Genomic DNA, 14,898 nt, shown 5'->3' on the forward strand with positions numbered 1-14,898 from the left:
GAGACGCCCGATGCTGCTGATCGCCTGTCCGTATTGCGGGAACCGACCCGAGACCGAATTCCGCTGCGGCGGCCAGGCGCATGTCGCCCGGCCGGCCGACCCCGCCGCCCTCGACGACGCGGCCTGGGCCGAGCACCTGTTCGTGCGGGCGAATCCGCGGGGCGTCCACGCCGAGCGCTGGAACCACGCCCATGGCTGTGGCCGCTGGTTCAACGCTCTGCGCGACACCGTGAGCGACCGCTTCATCGAGACCTACCCCGCGGGCGCCGCGCCCTCCCGTTCCACCGACACCGAGGCGAGGGCGTGATGGCACAGCCGTTCAGACTGGCCCGGGGCGGCCGCATCGACCGCGCGCGCCCGGTCCGCTTCAGCTTCAACGGCCGCACGGTCGAGGGCTACCAGGGCGACACCGTCGCCTCGGCCCTGCTCGCCAGCGGCATCCACCTCGTCGGGCGCTCGTTCAAGTACCACCGGCCCCGCGGCATCCTGAGCCACGGTCCCGACGAGCCGAGCGCCCTGCTGTCGGTGGATCGCGGCCCCGGCCGGGTCGACCCGAACAACCGCGCCTCGGTGGTGGAGCTGCGCGAGGGCCTCAGGACCCGGTCGCAGAACCACTGGCCGTCCTTGCGCTACGATGTCGGCGCGGTCAACGACCTGCTCTCGCCGGTCTTCGTCGCGGGGTTCTACTACAAGACCTTCATGTGGCCCCGGACGTTCTGGGACCGGGTCTACGAGCCGTTCATCCGCGCCGCCGCCGGTCTCGGCAAGGCGCCGACCGAGGCCGATCCGGACCGCTACGCCAACCGCCACGCCCATTGCGACGTCCTGATCGTCGGCGCCGGGCCGGCCGGCCTCGCGGCCGCCCTCGCAGCGGCGAGGACCGGCAAGCGGGTGATCCTCGCCGACGAGGGCGCGGAGCCCGGCGGCAGCCTGCTGCACGACGTGACCTCCGAGATCGACGGCCGACCGGCCGCGGAGTGGCTGAAGGCCGCCCTCGCCGACCTCGACGGGCGCGAGAACGTCATCCTGCTGCCGCGCACGACCGCCTTCGGCTACTACAACCACAACCACGTCGCGCTGGCCGAGCGCGTCACCGACCACCTGCCCGCCGGGTCCGCGAAGGCGCCCCGCGAGCGGCTGTGGCAGGTGCGCGCCGGCGAGGTCGTGCTCGCCGGCGGGTCGCACGAGCGGCCGCTGGTCTTCGCCGACAACGACCGTCCGGGCATCCTGCTCGCCGAGAGCGTGCGGGTCTTCGTCAACCGCTACGGCGTCCTGCCGGGACGGCGCATCGTCTTCACGACCGCCGGCGCCTCGGCCTACACCGCCGCCCTCGACGCGAAGGCGGCCGGCGCCGACGTCACCCTCGTCGACCTGCGCCTCGAGGCCGATTGCGGGGCAGAATCGGCGCGCCTGCGGGCGGCCGGGATCACCGTGCTGACCGGCCACACCGTGGTCGGGTCCGAGGGCCGGGCGCGCGTCACGGGGCTGCTCGTGGCGCCGATCGGGAGCGACGGGCGGGTCGGCGCCCGTCGCCGTCTCGCCTGCGACTGCGTCGGCATGTCGGGCGGCTGGACGCCGGCGGTCCACCTGTTCTCGCAGTCCCGCGGCAAGCTCGCCTACGATCCCGCCCTCGACGCCTTCCTGCCTGCGACCTCGGCCCAGGCCGAGCGCTCGGCCGGGGCGGCGAGGGGCACCTACGACCTCGCGGCCTGCCTGACGGAGGGCAGCGCGGCGGGCGCGGCGGCGGCCGGCAGCGCGGAGGCGGTTTCCTACACGGCGACGCCGACGCCGACAGGGTTCCAGCCGGTGCGGATCATGCCGACCGACGCGAACACCACCAAGGTTCGCGCCTTCGTGGACTTCCAGAACGACGTCACCGCGAAGGACATCAAGCTGGCGGTGCGCGAGGGCTTCCACTCGATCGAGCACGTCAAGCGGTACACCACGACCGGCATGGCGACCGACCAAGGCAAGACCTCAAACATGAACGCCCTCGGGATCGTCGCCGGGCAGCTCGACAAGGCGCTGCCCGGGGTCGGGACCACGACCTTCCGGCCGCCCTACACCCCGGTCACCTTCGGCGCCCTCGTCGGCCCGGCGCGCCACGCCCTGTTCGACCCGATCCGCACCACGCCGATCCACAGCTGGGCGGAGGCCCGCGGCGCCCTGTTCGAGAACGTCGCCCTGTGGCGGCGCGCCTGGTACTTCCCGAAGCCGGGCGAGGACCTGCACGCGGCGGTCGCCCGCGAGTGCAAGGCCGTGCGCGAGGGCGTCGGCATCTTCGACGCCTCGACGCTCGGCAAGATCGAGATCGTCGGCCCGGACGCGGCCGAGTTCATGAACCGCCTCTACATCAACCCGTGGGCGAAGCTCGAGCCGGGCCGCTGCCGCTACGGCCTGATGCTCAAGGAGGACGGATACATCCTCGACGACGGCGTCGTGGCGCGCGTGTCGCCCGAGTGCTTCCACGTCACGACCACCACGGGCGGCGCCGCCCGGGTGCTCGGCCACATGGAGGATTACCTCCAGACCGAGTGGCCGGAGCTGAACGTCTTCCTGACCTCGACCACGGAGCAGTGGGCAGTGATCGCCCTCCAGGGCCCGAAGGCGCGGGCGGTGATCGCGCCGCTTGTCGGGGGCATCGACCTGTCGCCGGAGGCGTTCCCGCACATGGCGATGCGCTCCGGCACGATCTGCGGTGTGCCGACCCGCCTGTTCCGGGTCTCGTTCACCGGCGAGCTCGGCTTCGAGATCAACGTCCCGTCCGACCACGCGCTGGCGGTCTGGGAGGCGCTGATGGCGGCGGGACGGCCCCACGGGATCACCCCCTACGGGACCGAGACGATGCACGTGCTCCGGGCCGAGAAGGGCTACATCATCGTCGGTCAGGAGACGGACGGGACCGTCACCCCGGACGATGTCGGGCTGGCCGGCATGATCGCCAAGGCGAAGACGGATTTCGTCGGTAAGCGCTCGCTCGCCCGGCCGGACGTGGTCGCCTCCGGCCGCAAGCAGCTGATCGGGCTCGTCACCGACGATCCGAAGCTCGTCCTTGACGAGGGCGCGCAGGTCGTCGCCGACCCGAACCAGCCGATCCCGATGCGGATGCTCGGCCACGTGACGTCGAGCTACTGGAGCGCGAACTGCAACCGCTCCATCGCGCTCGCGCTCGTGGCGGGCGGGCGCGACCGGCTCGGCCGGACCCTCCACGTCACGACCCCGGACGGCTTCACCACCGCCACCGTGGCCGAGCCGGTGTTCTTCGATCCCAAGGGGGAGCGCATCAATGCTTGAGGCCCGCTACCGCACCGCCCGCACGCTCCCGCTCGGCCGCACCGCGGCGCCGGTCCGCGCCGGCCTGCTGATCCAGCCGGCCGAAGCCGAGGCGCGCTTCTCCCTGCGCCTGCGCGGCCCCCGGGTGCCGGCGGCCGGTCTCGCGCTCGACCGCCCGATCAACACCCTGTCGGGCGACCAGACCCGCTGGATCGCCCGCCTCGGTCCCGACGAGTGGCTGATCGGCGCGCCCGAGACGGATGCCGACATCCTGGCCGCCGCCGTGAGCACCGACCTCGCCGGCCGGACGCACGCCCTCGTGGACGTGTCGCACCGCAATGTCGGGATCGACGTCCGCGGGGACGCGGCCGCGATCGCCCTTAACGCCGGCTGCCCCCTCGACCTCGGCGACGCCGCCTTCCCGGCGGGCAGCGCCACCCGCACGGTCCTCGCCAAAGCCGAGATCGTGCTGATCCGTCGCCCCGGCCCGGTCCCGACATACCGGGTTGAGTGCTGGCGGTCCTTCGCGACCTACGTGTATGGCTTGCTGCAGGAAGCCGCCTTCGGGGCCGGCCCGCTGGAGAGAGCCGCCGCGCGATGATCAGCGCCTTCGATCTGTTCAAGATCGGGATCGGCCCGTCGAGTTCCCACACGATCGGGCCCATGGTGGCCGCGCGCCGCTTCCGCGACCGCGTCTCCGGCCGGGCCGGCGTCGCGCGGGTGTCCGCGGAGATCTTCGGCTCCCTCGCCTGGACCGGGCGCGGCCACGGCACCGACGTGGCGATCTTCCTCGGCCTGCTCGGCCACGAGCCCGCGACCGTCGATCCGGACGCCGTGACGGGCTACACGCGAACCCTGGCCGAGACCGGCGCCATCGGCCTGCCGGGCGTCGCCTTCGACACGACGAAGGACCTTGTCTTCAACTTCGCCGAGGTCCTGCCCCGCCACACGAACGGCATGCGCTTCCGCGCCCTGGACGCCGACGGCGCTGTGCTGGACGAGGTGGTCTGCTACTCGGTCGGCGGCGGCTTCGTCGAGGAGGAGGGGGCGGGGGAGACCGGCGGCCTCGGCGCCGTCGCGGTGTCCCACCCGTTCGAGAGCGGTGCCGACCTGCTGCGGATCTGCGCCGAGACCGGCCTCACCATCCCGCAGGTCCAGATGGCCAACGAGCGCGCCTTGCGCACCGAGGCGGAGATCGAGGCCGGGCTCGACGCCGTCCGCGACGCCATGCTGGCCTGCATCAGTCGTGGCCTGCGCATGGACGGCGAGCTGCCCGGCGGCCTCAGGGTCCGGCGGCGCGCGAAGCGCCTGCACGAAACCCTCGAGGCGAACCGCCTCACGAACAGCCGGCCGGCCCACGAGATCATGGACTGGATCAGCCTGTTCGCCCTGGCGGTGAACGAGGAGAACGCGTCCGGCGGCCGGATCGTCACGGCGCCGACCAACGGTGCGGCCGGGATCGTGCCGGCGGTGCTGCGTTACATCGTCGACTTCTATCCCGGCTGGAGCGAGGCGCGCGGCCGCGATTACCTCCTCGCCGCCGCGGCGATCGGCGGTCTGATCAAGCGCCGGGCCTCGATCTCGGGCGCCGAGGTCGGCTGCCAGGGCGAGGTCGGCTCCGCGGCCGCCATGGCGGCGGCCGGGCTCGCGTCCGTCCTCGGGGGCGACGCGCGGCAGGTCGCCAACGCCGCCGAGATCGCCATGGAGCACCATCTGGGCATGACCTGCGACCCGATCGGGGGGCTCGTCCAGATCCCCTGCATCGAGCGCAACGCCTTCGGTGCCAACAAGGCGGTGGCGGCCGCATCCCTCGCCCTCCACGGCGACGGGGTGCATTTCGTCAGCCTCGATCAGGTCATCGAGACGATGCGCCAGACCGGCCACGACATGCAGGCCAAGTACAAGGAAACCTCCCTCGGCGGCCTCGCGGTCAACGTCGCCGCCTGCTGAGCGCGACGTCCCGCGCGGCCTCGCCGGGGACCGTGTCAGGCCGCCTGCGACGCCCCCGGCAGCGCGAACGGCTCCGGCGCGTGACCCTCCGCGCGGAGCGCGGCCAGCAGGTCGTCGGGCGCGAGGTTGAGGGTGCGCGTGCTCACCAGGGGATGGACGTTGATCCGCGCCTCCGCGAGCAGGCTGTCCTGGACGAAGATCCGCACGCTGCCCGGCGCGGCGTTGAGGGCGGCGAGCGGCGACACCGCGCCGCTCGCGACGCCGAGCTGCTCGTCGAGTGCCTCGGCACTGGCGAAGGACAGGCCGCCCCGCGCGCCGAGGACGGCCCGGAACGCCTTCAGGTCCACCTGGGCGTCGTGACGGAGCGTGACGAGGAAGTGCGTCTTCTTGCCGTCGCGCAGGAACAGGTTCTTGGTGTGCGCGCCGACGATGTCGCCGCAGGCCGCCATCATCGCCTCGACGGTCAGGACCGGCGCGTGCTCGTAGAGCTTGTAGGCGACCCCGAGCGCGCGCAGCCGGGCCAGGAGATCGTCGGAGGTCATAGCCATCGGGTTCCTCATCGGGATTCGCGGGCCGGCGGACCGAGGACGCCGATCCGGCGCAAGTGAGTCAGAATCTCCCGGGCGGCCTCGTCGGGCTCGGGCCGGACGAGCAGGCGCCCGCCGACGGACGCGGCCTCGCCGGTCGCCGCCTTCAGCCGCTCCGCCGCCGAGCCGCCGGACGGCGCACCTTTCACGATTTTCGGCCGGCGGCGATAGGGGCGTTCCTCGAAGACCGGGACGGGGGCGGCGGCCGCGGCCGGGTCGCCCGCGACGGTCTCGATCACGCCGCGCCGCGCCTGCCCGTAGGCGAAGGGGAGCGGCGCGGGCGCGTCGGGATGGATCGTGGCCAGGACCGGCCCGCGCAGGCTTACGCGGCGGCGGGCACCGCGGCCGAGGGTCTGGTCGAGGGACAGGGCGCCCGCATCGCCGGCCGCGAGGGCGACGACGTCGGGGATCAGGAGGCAGCCGAGGGCCTGCGCGACCGCGTAGGGAACCATCCCGGTCTCGTCGCCCCCCTGGCCGCGCCGGCCCGCGAGGATCAGGCCGGGCGCCATCGTCGCGAGGCGCGCGACGAGAGCCGGCACCGGATCGACGCCCGCCGGCACGGGGACGTGGACGATCCGGGACAGGCCGTGGCCCAGCGCGTCCGCGACGGCGGCGGCGTCCGGCCCGGCGTGGAGGCCCACGGCCTCGCCGAGGCCCGTCGCGAGGCGGATCGCCTGGGCCTCCAGCCGCGGCAGGACCGTCGCGCCCGAAACCGGATGCCGTCCGGCGGAGAGGAGCACGACGCCGATCATGGGCTGCCCTCCGGGCGCGCGGCCTCCGCGGCCTCCGCGGCCAGCAGCCGCAGAAGGGCGGGCATGACCGCCTGCGCGTCCTGCACGATGGCGAGGCCCGCCCGCTCGATCATCGCCGCGTGCAGGTCGGTGTTGACCGCCACGACGTGCTCGCAGCCCGCGACACCCTGCAGGTGCTGCGGCGCCCCCGAGATGCCGAGGGCGAGGTAGCAGGTCGCCGCCAGGACGGTGCCGGAGGCGCCGACCTGGGTCCGACGCGGCATCAGCCCGGAGTCGCACAGGACCCGGCTCGCGCCCGGGGTCGCGCGGAGCGCCGCGACCAGCTGCCGGAACGCGTCGAGGTCGGTGACGCCGTTGCCCGCGGCGGTGACGAACTCGGCGAGCGCGAGCGGCACCGTGGCCGGGTCGGCCGGGACGCGCTGCGCCGAGAGGATCGCCGTCCGGGCGGGCGCGAGCCCCGCCGTCGCGACAGCCAGCGGCCGCGCCTCCCGGGGCGGGCCGGCATACTCGGCCACCGCGTCGGGGGCGACGGTGGCGAGCAGGCCCGGCGCGGCCCGCTGCTCGACGCTGCGGCCGCGCGCCGGGCGGATCAGCCCGGAGGCGGAGACGCCCTCGGCCTGGGTGAACAGCGGCGCGCCGAGCCGGACCGCGACCCGGCGGGCGACGTCGCCGCCGTCGAGGGATTCCGGGAACAGGACGTGGCGCGGATCGAGCGCTGTCAGGGCCGCGGCGATCCCGGCGGCGCGGCCGGCGGGATCGTAGGCCCGGTCACCGTCTCCGTGCGCGACGAGACGGTCCGCGCCCGCCGCGCCGCATCCGGCGCAGGCGCCGGCGGCGAGCAGCACGACCGCGCCGTCGCGGCCCGCGAGAACCCGCGCGGCGCCGAGGAGCTGCCGGTCGTGGGTCGAGAGGCGGCCGCCGACGCAGTCGGGCACCGCGACGACGAGGAAGGCGGGATCCGCCACCGTCACGACGGTGGGGGTGGCCTGGGTTTGACGAGCCACCTGCACCGGGACCGGCACCGCGGAGCGGTCCTGCTGGCTCACGTCGAACCGCGGGCGGGCGCCCCCGGCGACGCGCCGGCCCTCGCGCTCGGCGCGCGGGTCGCGGCGCGGACGGACACCTGCCCGGCGCGCGCTGCGGTCGAAGCGCGGCCGGTCTCCGGCTTCGCGAGACGCGACGCGCAGGGCGGCCCGCTCGGCGCGGGGATCGCGGCGCGGGCGGGTCATCGTCCCGCCTCCACGGCCTCGAGGAGCAGCTCCGCGACGTCGCGGATCTCGGCCCTGCGGTCGGTCACGCCCTCCAGCATCGCCGTGCAGGACGGGCAGGCGACCGCGACGGTTCCGGCGCCGGTCTCGGCCGCCTGGGCCATCCGCAGGTCGGGGATGCGCCGCTCGCCGGGGACGTCGCTCACCGGGGCGCCGCCGCCGCCGCCGCAGCACATGGCGCGGCGCCCGGAGCGGGTCATCTCGACCCGGGTCAGCCCGATCGCGTCGAGCAGAGCGCGGGGCGCCTCCGTCTCCCCGTTGTAGCGGGCGAGGTAGCAGGGGTCGTGATAGGTCACGGCCCGGTCCGGCAGGCGCCCCGGATTGAGCCGCCCGGCCCGGACCAGCTCTAGGAGGAACGCGGTGTGGTGCACCACCGGGTAGCGGGCGCCGAAGGCCGGGTACTCGTTGCGCAGGGCGTGCAGGGCGTGCGGGTCCGCCGTGACGATGCGCCGGAAGCGGTGGCGGGCGAGCGTCGCGGCGTTCGTGCGGGCGAGGTCCTGGAAGGTCGCCTCGTCCCCGAGCCGCCGGGCGAGGTCGCCGGTGTCGCGCTCCTCCGGGCCGAGGACGGCGAAGTCCACGCCCGCCTCCCGCAGGAGCCGCACCAGCGCCCGGAGCGTGCGGCCGTAGCGGAGATCGTAGGCGCCCTCGCCGAGCCAGAGCAGCACGTCGGTGCTCTCCCGGGCGGAGACCAGCGGGAGGTCGAGGCCGGCGGCGAAGTCGGTGCGGGCCTGGAGCGGCCGGCCGCCGGGATCGCCGGCCTGGCGCAGCTCCGTCACCGGCGCGACCGCCTTCTCGGGGAGCGCGCCGCGCTCCAGGGTCTCGTGGCGGCGGAGCGCCACCACCGCGTCGACGTGCTCGATCATCATCGGGCATTCCTCGACGCAGGCGCGGCACGTGGTGCAGGACCAGAGCGTGTCGGGATGGATCCGGGCGTCCGGCCCGATCAGGCGGGCGAGGGGCCCGCGCGCGCCCGCGGCCTCGCGGCCGCCCGGGTAGGGCGCGCCTGAATAGGCGGGCTCCTCCGCCGACAGGCCGGCGACGAGGTCCTGGATGAGCCGCTTCGGGTTGAGCGGCTGGCCGGCCGCGAAGGCCGGGCAGGCGGTCTCGCAGCGCCCGCAGCTGACGCAGGCGTCGTAGGAGACGAGCCGGTTCCAGGTGAAGTCCGCCGGCATCGCGGCGCCGAGGCGCGGCGCGGCGAGGTCGAGGGGCTGGAGCGCGGTGTCCGGCCGGCCCTCGAAGCGGCCGGGGCGCGGATGGGCGACGAGGTGGAGGGCGCCCGCCACGGAGTGGCGCATCGGGCCGTGCCGCACCTCGAAGGCGAGGCCGAGCCCGCCGGCGGCGGCGAGCGCCAGGGCGAGGGGCGCGAGCAGGCCGCCGCCGCCGAAGCCCAGCGCTAGGGCCGTCGCCGTGCCACCGAGGGCGTAGGCGACGAGCAGGACGGGCAGGATCTGGAACCGCCCGGCCGAGAGGCGCGGCGTCCTGCGCGGGTAGCGGCGGGCGCCGACGAGCAGCGAGCCGGCGGCCGTGACGCCGAAGGCCAGGGCGACGAGGATCCAGTAGGGCCCGGACCGGGCGAGCGGCGGCAGGATCGCCAAGGCCGTCAGGACCGAGGCTGCGAGCAGGCCGCCCGCCACCACCGCGTGCATCCGCGACGCGTAGGCATCCCGCGCCACGACGTGGTGCACGTCCACGAGGTAGCGCCGGGGCAGCTTGGCGAGGCCGTCGAGCCACGCCACCGGGGCCGTCGCCCCGGCCCGCCAGAGGTTTGCCCGGCGCGCGACCTGAACGAGGGCCAGCGCCGCCATCGCCCAGACGAGGCCGGGAAACACGGTGGCCAGAGAGACGGGACCGGCCATGGCTCAGCTCAGATGTCCTTGCACAGCCGCAGGGCGTCGTAGAGCGCCGCGTGGATGTTGCGCCCGGCCACGGCGTCGCCGATCCGGTGGAGGGCGTAGCCCCCGGACAGGTCGAAGGGCTGCGGCTCGCCGCGGAGCAGGGCCCCCTGGTCGGTCTGGCCGCCATTCACCGAGCCGGCCTTCAGGCCGTGGTAGAGCCCGTCCACCGGGAGCGTCCCGTGTTCCACCACGATGCGGTCGACGAGGCGCTCCTCCTCGGCGTCGGTCATGGTGTTGCGCAGGGCCGCCACGAAGCGGTTGCCCTCGGGATAGATCTCGATCAGCTCCGTGTTCGGCGTCATCACCACGCCGAGCCTGTAGAGTTCGCGCAGGTGGATCGGCTGGTTCGTGGTGCCGACCTCCTCGGCCACCATCCGGTCGTGGGTGGCGATCTCCACGAGGCAGCCGCGCTTGGCCAGGAGCTCGGCGACCGAGGCGGCGTTGTGCTGGCCCATCTCGTCGTAGAGCAGGACCGAGCCGGTCGGCTCGACCGCGCCGGAGAGCACCTCGGCCGTCGTCACGGCGTGCGCCTCCGCCCCCTTGGCGTGGCCGCGGAACGGGCTGCCGCCGGTCGCGACGATCACCACGTCGGGCTTCTCGGCGCGGATCGCCTCCTCGGTGGCAGCCGTGTTCAGGCGCAGGTCGACGCCGAGCTTGGTGACCTGGGCGACGAGCCACCGGGTGATGCCCGACATCGCCTCGCGCCAGCCGGCCTTCGCCGCCAGGTTGATCTGACCGCCGGCCTGCGCGCCCTTCTCGAACAGCACGACCGCGTGGCCGCGCTCGGCGCAGACGCGGGCCGCCTCGAGCCCGGCGGGCCCGGCGCCGACGACCACGACGCGGCGGCGGACATCGGCCTCTCGGATCTCGTGCGGCATCGTGGCCTCGCGGCCCGTGGCGGCGTTCTGGATGCACAGGGCGTCGCCGCCGACGTAGATGCGGTCGATGCAGTAGCCGGCGCCGACGCACTGGCGGATATCGTCAGCCCGGCCTTCGGACAGCTTGCGCACGAGGTGCGGGTCGGCGATGTGCGCCCGGGTCATCGCCACCATGTCGACGTGGCCCTCCGCTACCGCCCGGGCCGCGGTCGCGAGGTCGGTGACGCGCTGGGCGTGGAAGACCGGCACGTCGACCTCGCGCTTGATCGCGCTCGGCAGGAACAGGAACGGCGCCACCGGGAAGGACATGTTGGGCAGGGAAATCGCGTGGGCGATGTGGTCCCGCGCCTGCCCGCCCAGGATGTTGAGGAAGTCCACGAGGCCGCGCCGGGCGTATTCCGACGCGATGGTCAGGCAATCCTCCTGCGAGAGTCCGTCGGCGATCATCTCGTCGCCGGACATGCGGATGCCGATGACGTAATCGTCGCCGACCTCGGCGCGCATCGCCTCCAGGACCTCGATGCCGAAGCGCATCCGGTTCTCCAGGCTGCCGCCGTACTTGTCGGTGCGCCGGTTAACCGAGGGCGACCAGAACTGGTCGATCAGGTGGCCGTGGGCGGCCGAGACCTCGCAGCCGTCGAGGCCGCCCTCGCGGCAGCGGCGCGCGGCCGCCGCGAAGCTCCGCACGACGCGGGCGATGTCCTCCGCCTCCATCTCCTTCGGAAGGGTGCGGGAGGCGGGCTCCCGGCGCGGCGAGGGCGCGAGCGTCGGCAGCCAGTGCTCGGTGTCCCACTTGGTACGCCGGCCCATATGGGTGAGCTGGATCATCAACTTGCCGCCGTGGGCGTGGACCCGGTCGGCGAACTGCCGGAAGAACGGGATCACCGCGTCGTCGGCGACCGAGATCTGGTTCCAGGGGGCGGCCGGGCTGTCGGGGGCAACCGACGAGGAGCCGCCGAACATGGTCAGCCCGATCCCACCCTTGGCCTTCTCGGCGTGGTAGAGCTGGTAGCGCTCCTGGGGCTTGCCGTCGCGGCCGTAGCCCGGCGCGTGACTGGTGGACATCACCCGGTTGCGGAAGGTCAGCCCCTTGATGGTCAGGGGCTTCAGCAGCGCGTCGGCGTTGGCGATCACGGGAGCACTCCCGAAGGCGAGGGGGTGTGCGATGCGGGGAGGGGCCGGGCGCGGCCCGGGCCTCACCGATCGATGACGAGGTCGCTCGTCGGCCGGGAGCAGCACAGCAGGGCCATGCCGGCATCGATCTCGCGCTGGCGTATGCCGCCCGCGTGTGTCATCGCCACGGTGCCGGAGGCCACCTTCGACTTGCAGGTGCCGCACAGGCCCTTGGCGCAGGAGGAGGGCAGGCGGATCCCGGCCTTGCGGGCCGCGTCCAGCACCGTCATGTCCTCCGGGCAGTCGAGCACCCGGCGGGTCTTGGCGAACTCCACCCGGAAGCTGCGCACACCGGCGGCCGGGGCGTCGTCGAGGGCCTGCTCGGCGTCGCGGGCGGCTGCCTGCTCGGCCTCCGGCAGGGCGCCGAAATCGAAGCTCTCCTCGTGGTGCCGGGCCATGTCGAAGCCGGCCTCGGCCAACATCGCCCGCACGGCGTCCATGTAGGGCTTCGGGCCGCAGACGAAAACCGTGCGCTCCAGGAAGTCGGGCACCGTTTCGCGCAGGAGCGTCGGTGTCAGCCGGCCCCGCGGGCCCGTCCAGGCCTCGCCCGGGGCGTCGGCCTCGCAGATCGCGTGGACGCTGAGGGCCGGGTCGCGGCGGGCCATCAGGTCGAGCTCGTCCCGGAAGACGATGTCGGCCGGGCTACGCGCCGCGTGGACGAAGGCCACGTCGCGGCCCGCCCCGAGGTCGTGGAAGGTGCGCGCCATCGCCATCATCGGCGTGACGCCGCTGCCGCCCGACAGGAGCAGGTACTTCGCCGCGGGATGGGTGAAGCACGAGAACTCGCCCATCGGACCGAGCGCCCGGACGGTGTCGCCGGGCTTCAGGTTGTCGTGCAGCCAGTTCGAGACCGGGCCACCGGCCACGCGCTTGACGGTGATCGACAGGGTGTGCGGCCGAGTCGGCGCCGACGAGATCGTGTAGCAGCGGTGGATTGTCTCCCCGCCAATCTCGAAGGCGAAGGTCAGGAACTGGCCGGGCCGGTAGCGGAACGTCCGCGGCTCGCGGGCGGCGAGCACGAAGGTCTTCACGTCGTGCGTCTCGGCCCGCACCGCGACGCAGTTGAGGACGTCGTCCGTCTCGGCATCCCAGGGCGCGGTGGCCGCGAGCGACGCGGCGGCCGGCTCTGGCGATCCGGGGATCCTGGCGGAGGCCGGGGCCATGATCAGCGCCCCAGATGCGCGGCCATGCGGCCGACATACCAGTTGCAGAACTTCTCCACGAGCATCTCGGTGTGGGGCGAGTACGGGCCAGGCTCGTAGGCCGGGCTGCGCACGCCCTGCTGGCATATGCCGACGAGCTCGCTGTCCTGGTCGTTGGTGGCCTCCCAGACGCCGGTCAGGTTGGCGAGGTCGTAGTCGACGCCCTCGACCGCGCCCTTGTGGACGAGCCACTTGGTGCGCAGGAGCGAGCGCTCGGCGTCGAGCGGCAGCACCGAGAAGGTGACGATGTGGTCACCGAGGAAGTGGTGCCAAGAATTGGGCTGGGTCCAGACCGAGAGACCGCCGAGCTTGGCGTTGGTCAGGCTGCCGAGGAGCTTCCGGCAGGCGGCCTTGGTGTCGATCGTGTGGGATTCACCCTCGCCGTCCAGCGGCAGCCGCTCCGTGCGGAAGCCCGTGATCATGGTGTCGAGCTCGTCGATCTCCTTCGACGGGAGCCCCTCCGCCTCCCACTCGCCATGGCGCTTACGGAGAAGGCAGCCGTAGTGCTCGGCCTGGTCGCGGTCGTGCTCGTCCATCTCCTCGGGCGCGAAGCCGAAGCCGTAGGCGAAGAGCGGCACGGTCAACTCGGGATGGTTCGCGCCGCAATGGTAGCACTCACGGTTGTTCTCCATCGTGAGCTTCCAGTTGCCGGGCTCGATGATGTCCTTCTGGAAGGCGACCTTGGTGTCGCGGATGTTGTGGGGCGCGATGTAGGGACCGAGCCGGGCCGCCATCGCGTCGAAATCGGCGGGCGGGTCGTCCGAGAGGCAGACGAAGAGCAGGCCCTCGAGCGAGCGGATGTGGACCGGCTTGAGCCCGTGGCAACTGCGCTTGAAATCCGGCCCCATGTGGTCGGCGTGGATGAGGGCGCCGGTGAGGTCGTAGGTCCAGGAATGGTAGCGGCAGACGAGGTTGCCGACGGTGGACTTCTCCTCGTGGACGAGCCGGGCGCCGCGGTGGCGGCAGACGTTGTGGAAGGCCCGGACGGCGCCGTCGTCGTCGCGGACGATCGCCACCGAGGTCTTGCCGATGTCGACGACCATGACGTCGCCGGCCTCCGGCACGTCCGGCTCGACGCCGACGTAGATCCAGTGGCGGCCGAAGATCACCGCCATGTCGGCCTCGAAGACTTCGGGGCTCAGGTAGAACTCGGCCGGTAGGCTGTAGCCGCGACGGCGCTCCCGCAGGAGACGCTGCAGAGGGGTCGGCGTCACGTCGAGCATGGGACCTCCGGAGCCATTCAGGCCCCGAAACTATCGCCGCCGGACCGACGGCTCGCTGCCACGCCAGCGACACTCGCTTGGCCAACCGCGACGTGGCGCGGACCGACCCGCGTCCGGGCACGGGGGCCCGGCTCGACTGCAGGACCCGGATCGTGCCCCGATCGTCTATCGTCCCGTGCGGCGTGGCGGATGGCTCGGCGGACCGGCTCCGGGAAGGCGGGTGATCCTCCCTCGGCATCGCGGACACCTCTGATACGCTCATGCTGAGCGGGGAAGGTGTCGGATGGCGAAGACGAGACGAGAGTTCACATCCGAGTTCAAACGCGAAGCGGTCGCCCTGCTGGAGAGCAGCGGCCGGCCGCAGATGCAGGTCGCGGCCGAGCTTGGGATCCAGCCCTCGATGCTGAGGCAGTAGCGCGCCACGCTGAACGGGGCTTCACCCGGGCCGCGGTCTGCTGGATCGACGGGCGCCTCGTCACCAAGCCCGGTTGCGTCCCCGTCTGATCAGGCCGCCGAGATCGCCCGACTGCGGCGGGAGCTCGACCGCACGCGCATGGAGCGCGACGTACTAAAAACGTATGGCCCGCCCCGTCCGCAAGGTGGTCGGTGAAGGTGCCTGTGTCCGGTCTGCACAAACGTATCCGGCATGTCGGCGCAGTGGCCGCCGCCAAGATGGAGAGCCGCACGTCCCGGGCCT

General features: G+C 73.4%; 11 protein-coding genes and 1 pseudogene. 5 read left to right on the plus strand and 7 right to left on the minus strand.

The annotated features are described in order from the left end of the window. The first annotated feature begins 10 nt into the window (after positions 1-10). From ACLBYB_RS30195 to ACLBYB_RS30210, 4 genes are read left to right on the plus strand one after another with little or no spacing between them, the layout of a single operon-like run. Entirely contained in the window at positions 11-307 is a 297-nt protein-coding gene (locus ACLBYB_RS30195) for a sarcosine oxidase subunit delta (protein ID WP_447701017.1), read from the plus strand. Then, positions 307-3,294 (plus strand): sarcosine oxidase subunit alpha family protein, encoded by a 2,988-nt coding sequence (locus tag ACLBYB_RS30200; protein ID WP_447701018.1) that lies wholly within the window; start codon positions 307-309, stop codon positions 3,292-3,294. Before ACLBYB_RS30195 ends, ACLBYB_RS30200 begins: the two co-directional genes overlap by 1 nt. Beyond that, entirely contained in the window at positions 3,287-3,874 is a 588-nt protein-coding gene (locus tag ACLBYB_RS30205; protein ID WP_447701019.1) for a sarcosine oxidase subunit gamma, read from the plus strand. The genes ACLBYB_RS30200 and ACLBYB_RS30205 overlap by 8 nt, the downstream gene beginning before the upstream one ends. After that, a complete protein-coding gene (locus tag ACLBYB_RS30210; RefSeq protein ID WP_447701020.1) occupies positions 3,871-5,223 on the plus strand; it encodes an L-serine ammonia-lyase in 1,353 nt (450 codons plus the stop codon). Before ACLBYB_RS30205 ends, ACLBYB_RS30210 begins: the two co-directional genes overlap by 4 nt. Positions 5,224-5,258: 35 nt before the next feature. On the opposite strand, the gene ACLBYB_RS30215 is transcribed toward ACLBYB_RS30210, so the two are convergent. The 7 genes from ACLBYB_RS30215 to ACLBYB_RS30245 all read right to left on the minus strand — a co-directional run bounded on the left by ACLBYB_RS30215 (position 5,259) and on the right by ACLBYB_RS30245 (position 14,201). After that, entirely contained in the window at positions 5,259-5,771 is a 513-nt protein-coding gene (locus ACLBYB_RS30215) for a prolyl-tRNA synthetase associated domain-containing protein (RefSeq protein WP_447701021.1), read from the minus strand. A gap of 8 nt (positions 5,772-5,779) precedes the next feature. Next, positions 5,780-6,562: an electron transfer flavoprotein subunit beta gene (locus tag ACLBYB_RS30220; protein WP_447701022.1), complete on the minus strand. Its 783-nt coding sequence runs from the start codon at positions 6,560-6,562 to the stop codon at positions 5,780-5,782. Continuing rightward, positions 6,559-7,791, minus strand: a complete 1,233-nt coding sequence (locus ACLBYB_RS30225; protein ID WP_447701023.1) for an electron transfer flavoprotein subunit alpha/FixB family protein — start codon at positions 7,789-7,791, stop codon at positions 6,559-6,561. The genes ACLBYB_RS30220 and ACLBYB_RS30225 overlap by 4 nt, the downstream gene beginning before the upstream one ends. Beyond that, positions 7,788-9,686 (minus strand): DUF3483 domain-containing protein, encoded by a 1,899-nt coding sequence (locus ACLBYB_RS30230; RefSeq protein ID WP_447701024.1) that lies wholly within the window; start codon positions 9,684-9,686, stop codon positions 7,788-7,790. The genes ACLBYB_RS30225 and ACLBYB_RS30230 overlap by 4 nt, the downstream gene beginning before the upstream one ends. An 8-nt stretch (positions 9,687-9,694) precedes the next feature. Beyond that, positions 9,695-11,737, minus strand: coding sequence for an oxidoreductase (locus tag ACLBYB_RS30235; protein WP_447701025.1), 2,043 nt, complete (start codon positions 11,735-11,737; stop codon positions 9,695-9,697). Between the two features lie 62 nt (positions 11,738-11,799). Beyond that, a complete protein-coding gene (locus ACLBYB_RS30240) occupies positions 11,800-12,939 on the minus strand; it encodes a 2Fe-2S iron-sulfur cluster-binding protein (protein WP_447701026.1) in 1,140 nt (379 codons plus the stop codon). 2 nt (positions 12,940-12,941) lie between these two features. Continuing rightward, positions 12,942-14,201: an aromatic ring-hydroxylating oxygenase subunit alpha gene (locus tag ACLBYB_RS30245; protein WP_447701027.1), complete on the minus strand. Its 1,260-nt coding sequence runs from the start codon at positions 14,199-14,201 to the stop codon at positions 12,942-12,944. A gap of 283 nt (positions 14,202-14,484) precedes the next feature. Between ACLBYB_RS30245 and ACLBYB_RS30250 the strand changes: the two are divergent. Further along, positions 14,485-14,775: pseudogene (locus ACLBYB_RS30250) on the plus strand (transposase); the annotation flags it as partial. Between the last annotated feature and the right edge of the window lie 123 nt (positions 14,776-14,898).

The organism is Methylobacterium sp. D54C (assembly GCF_053345595.1).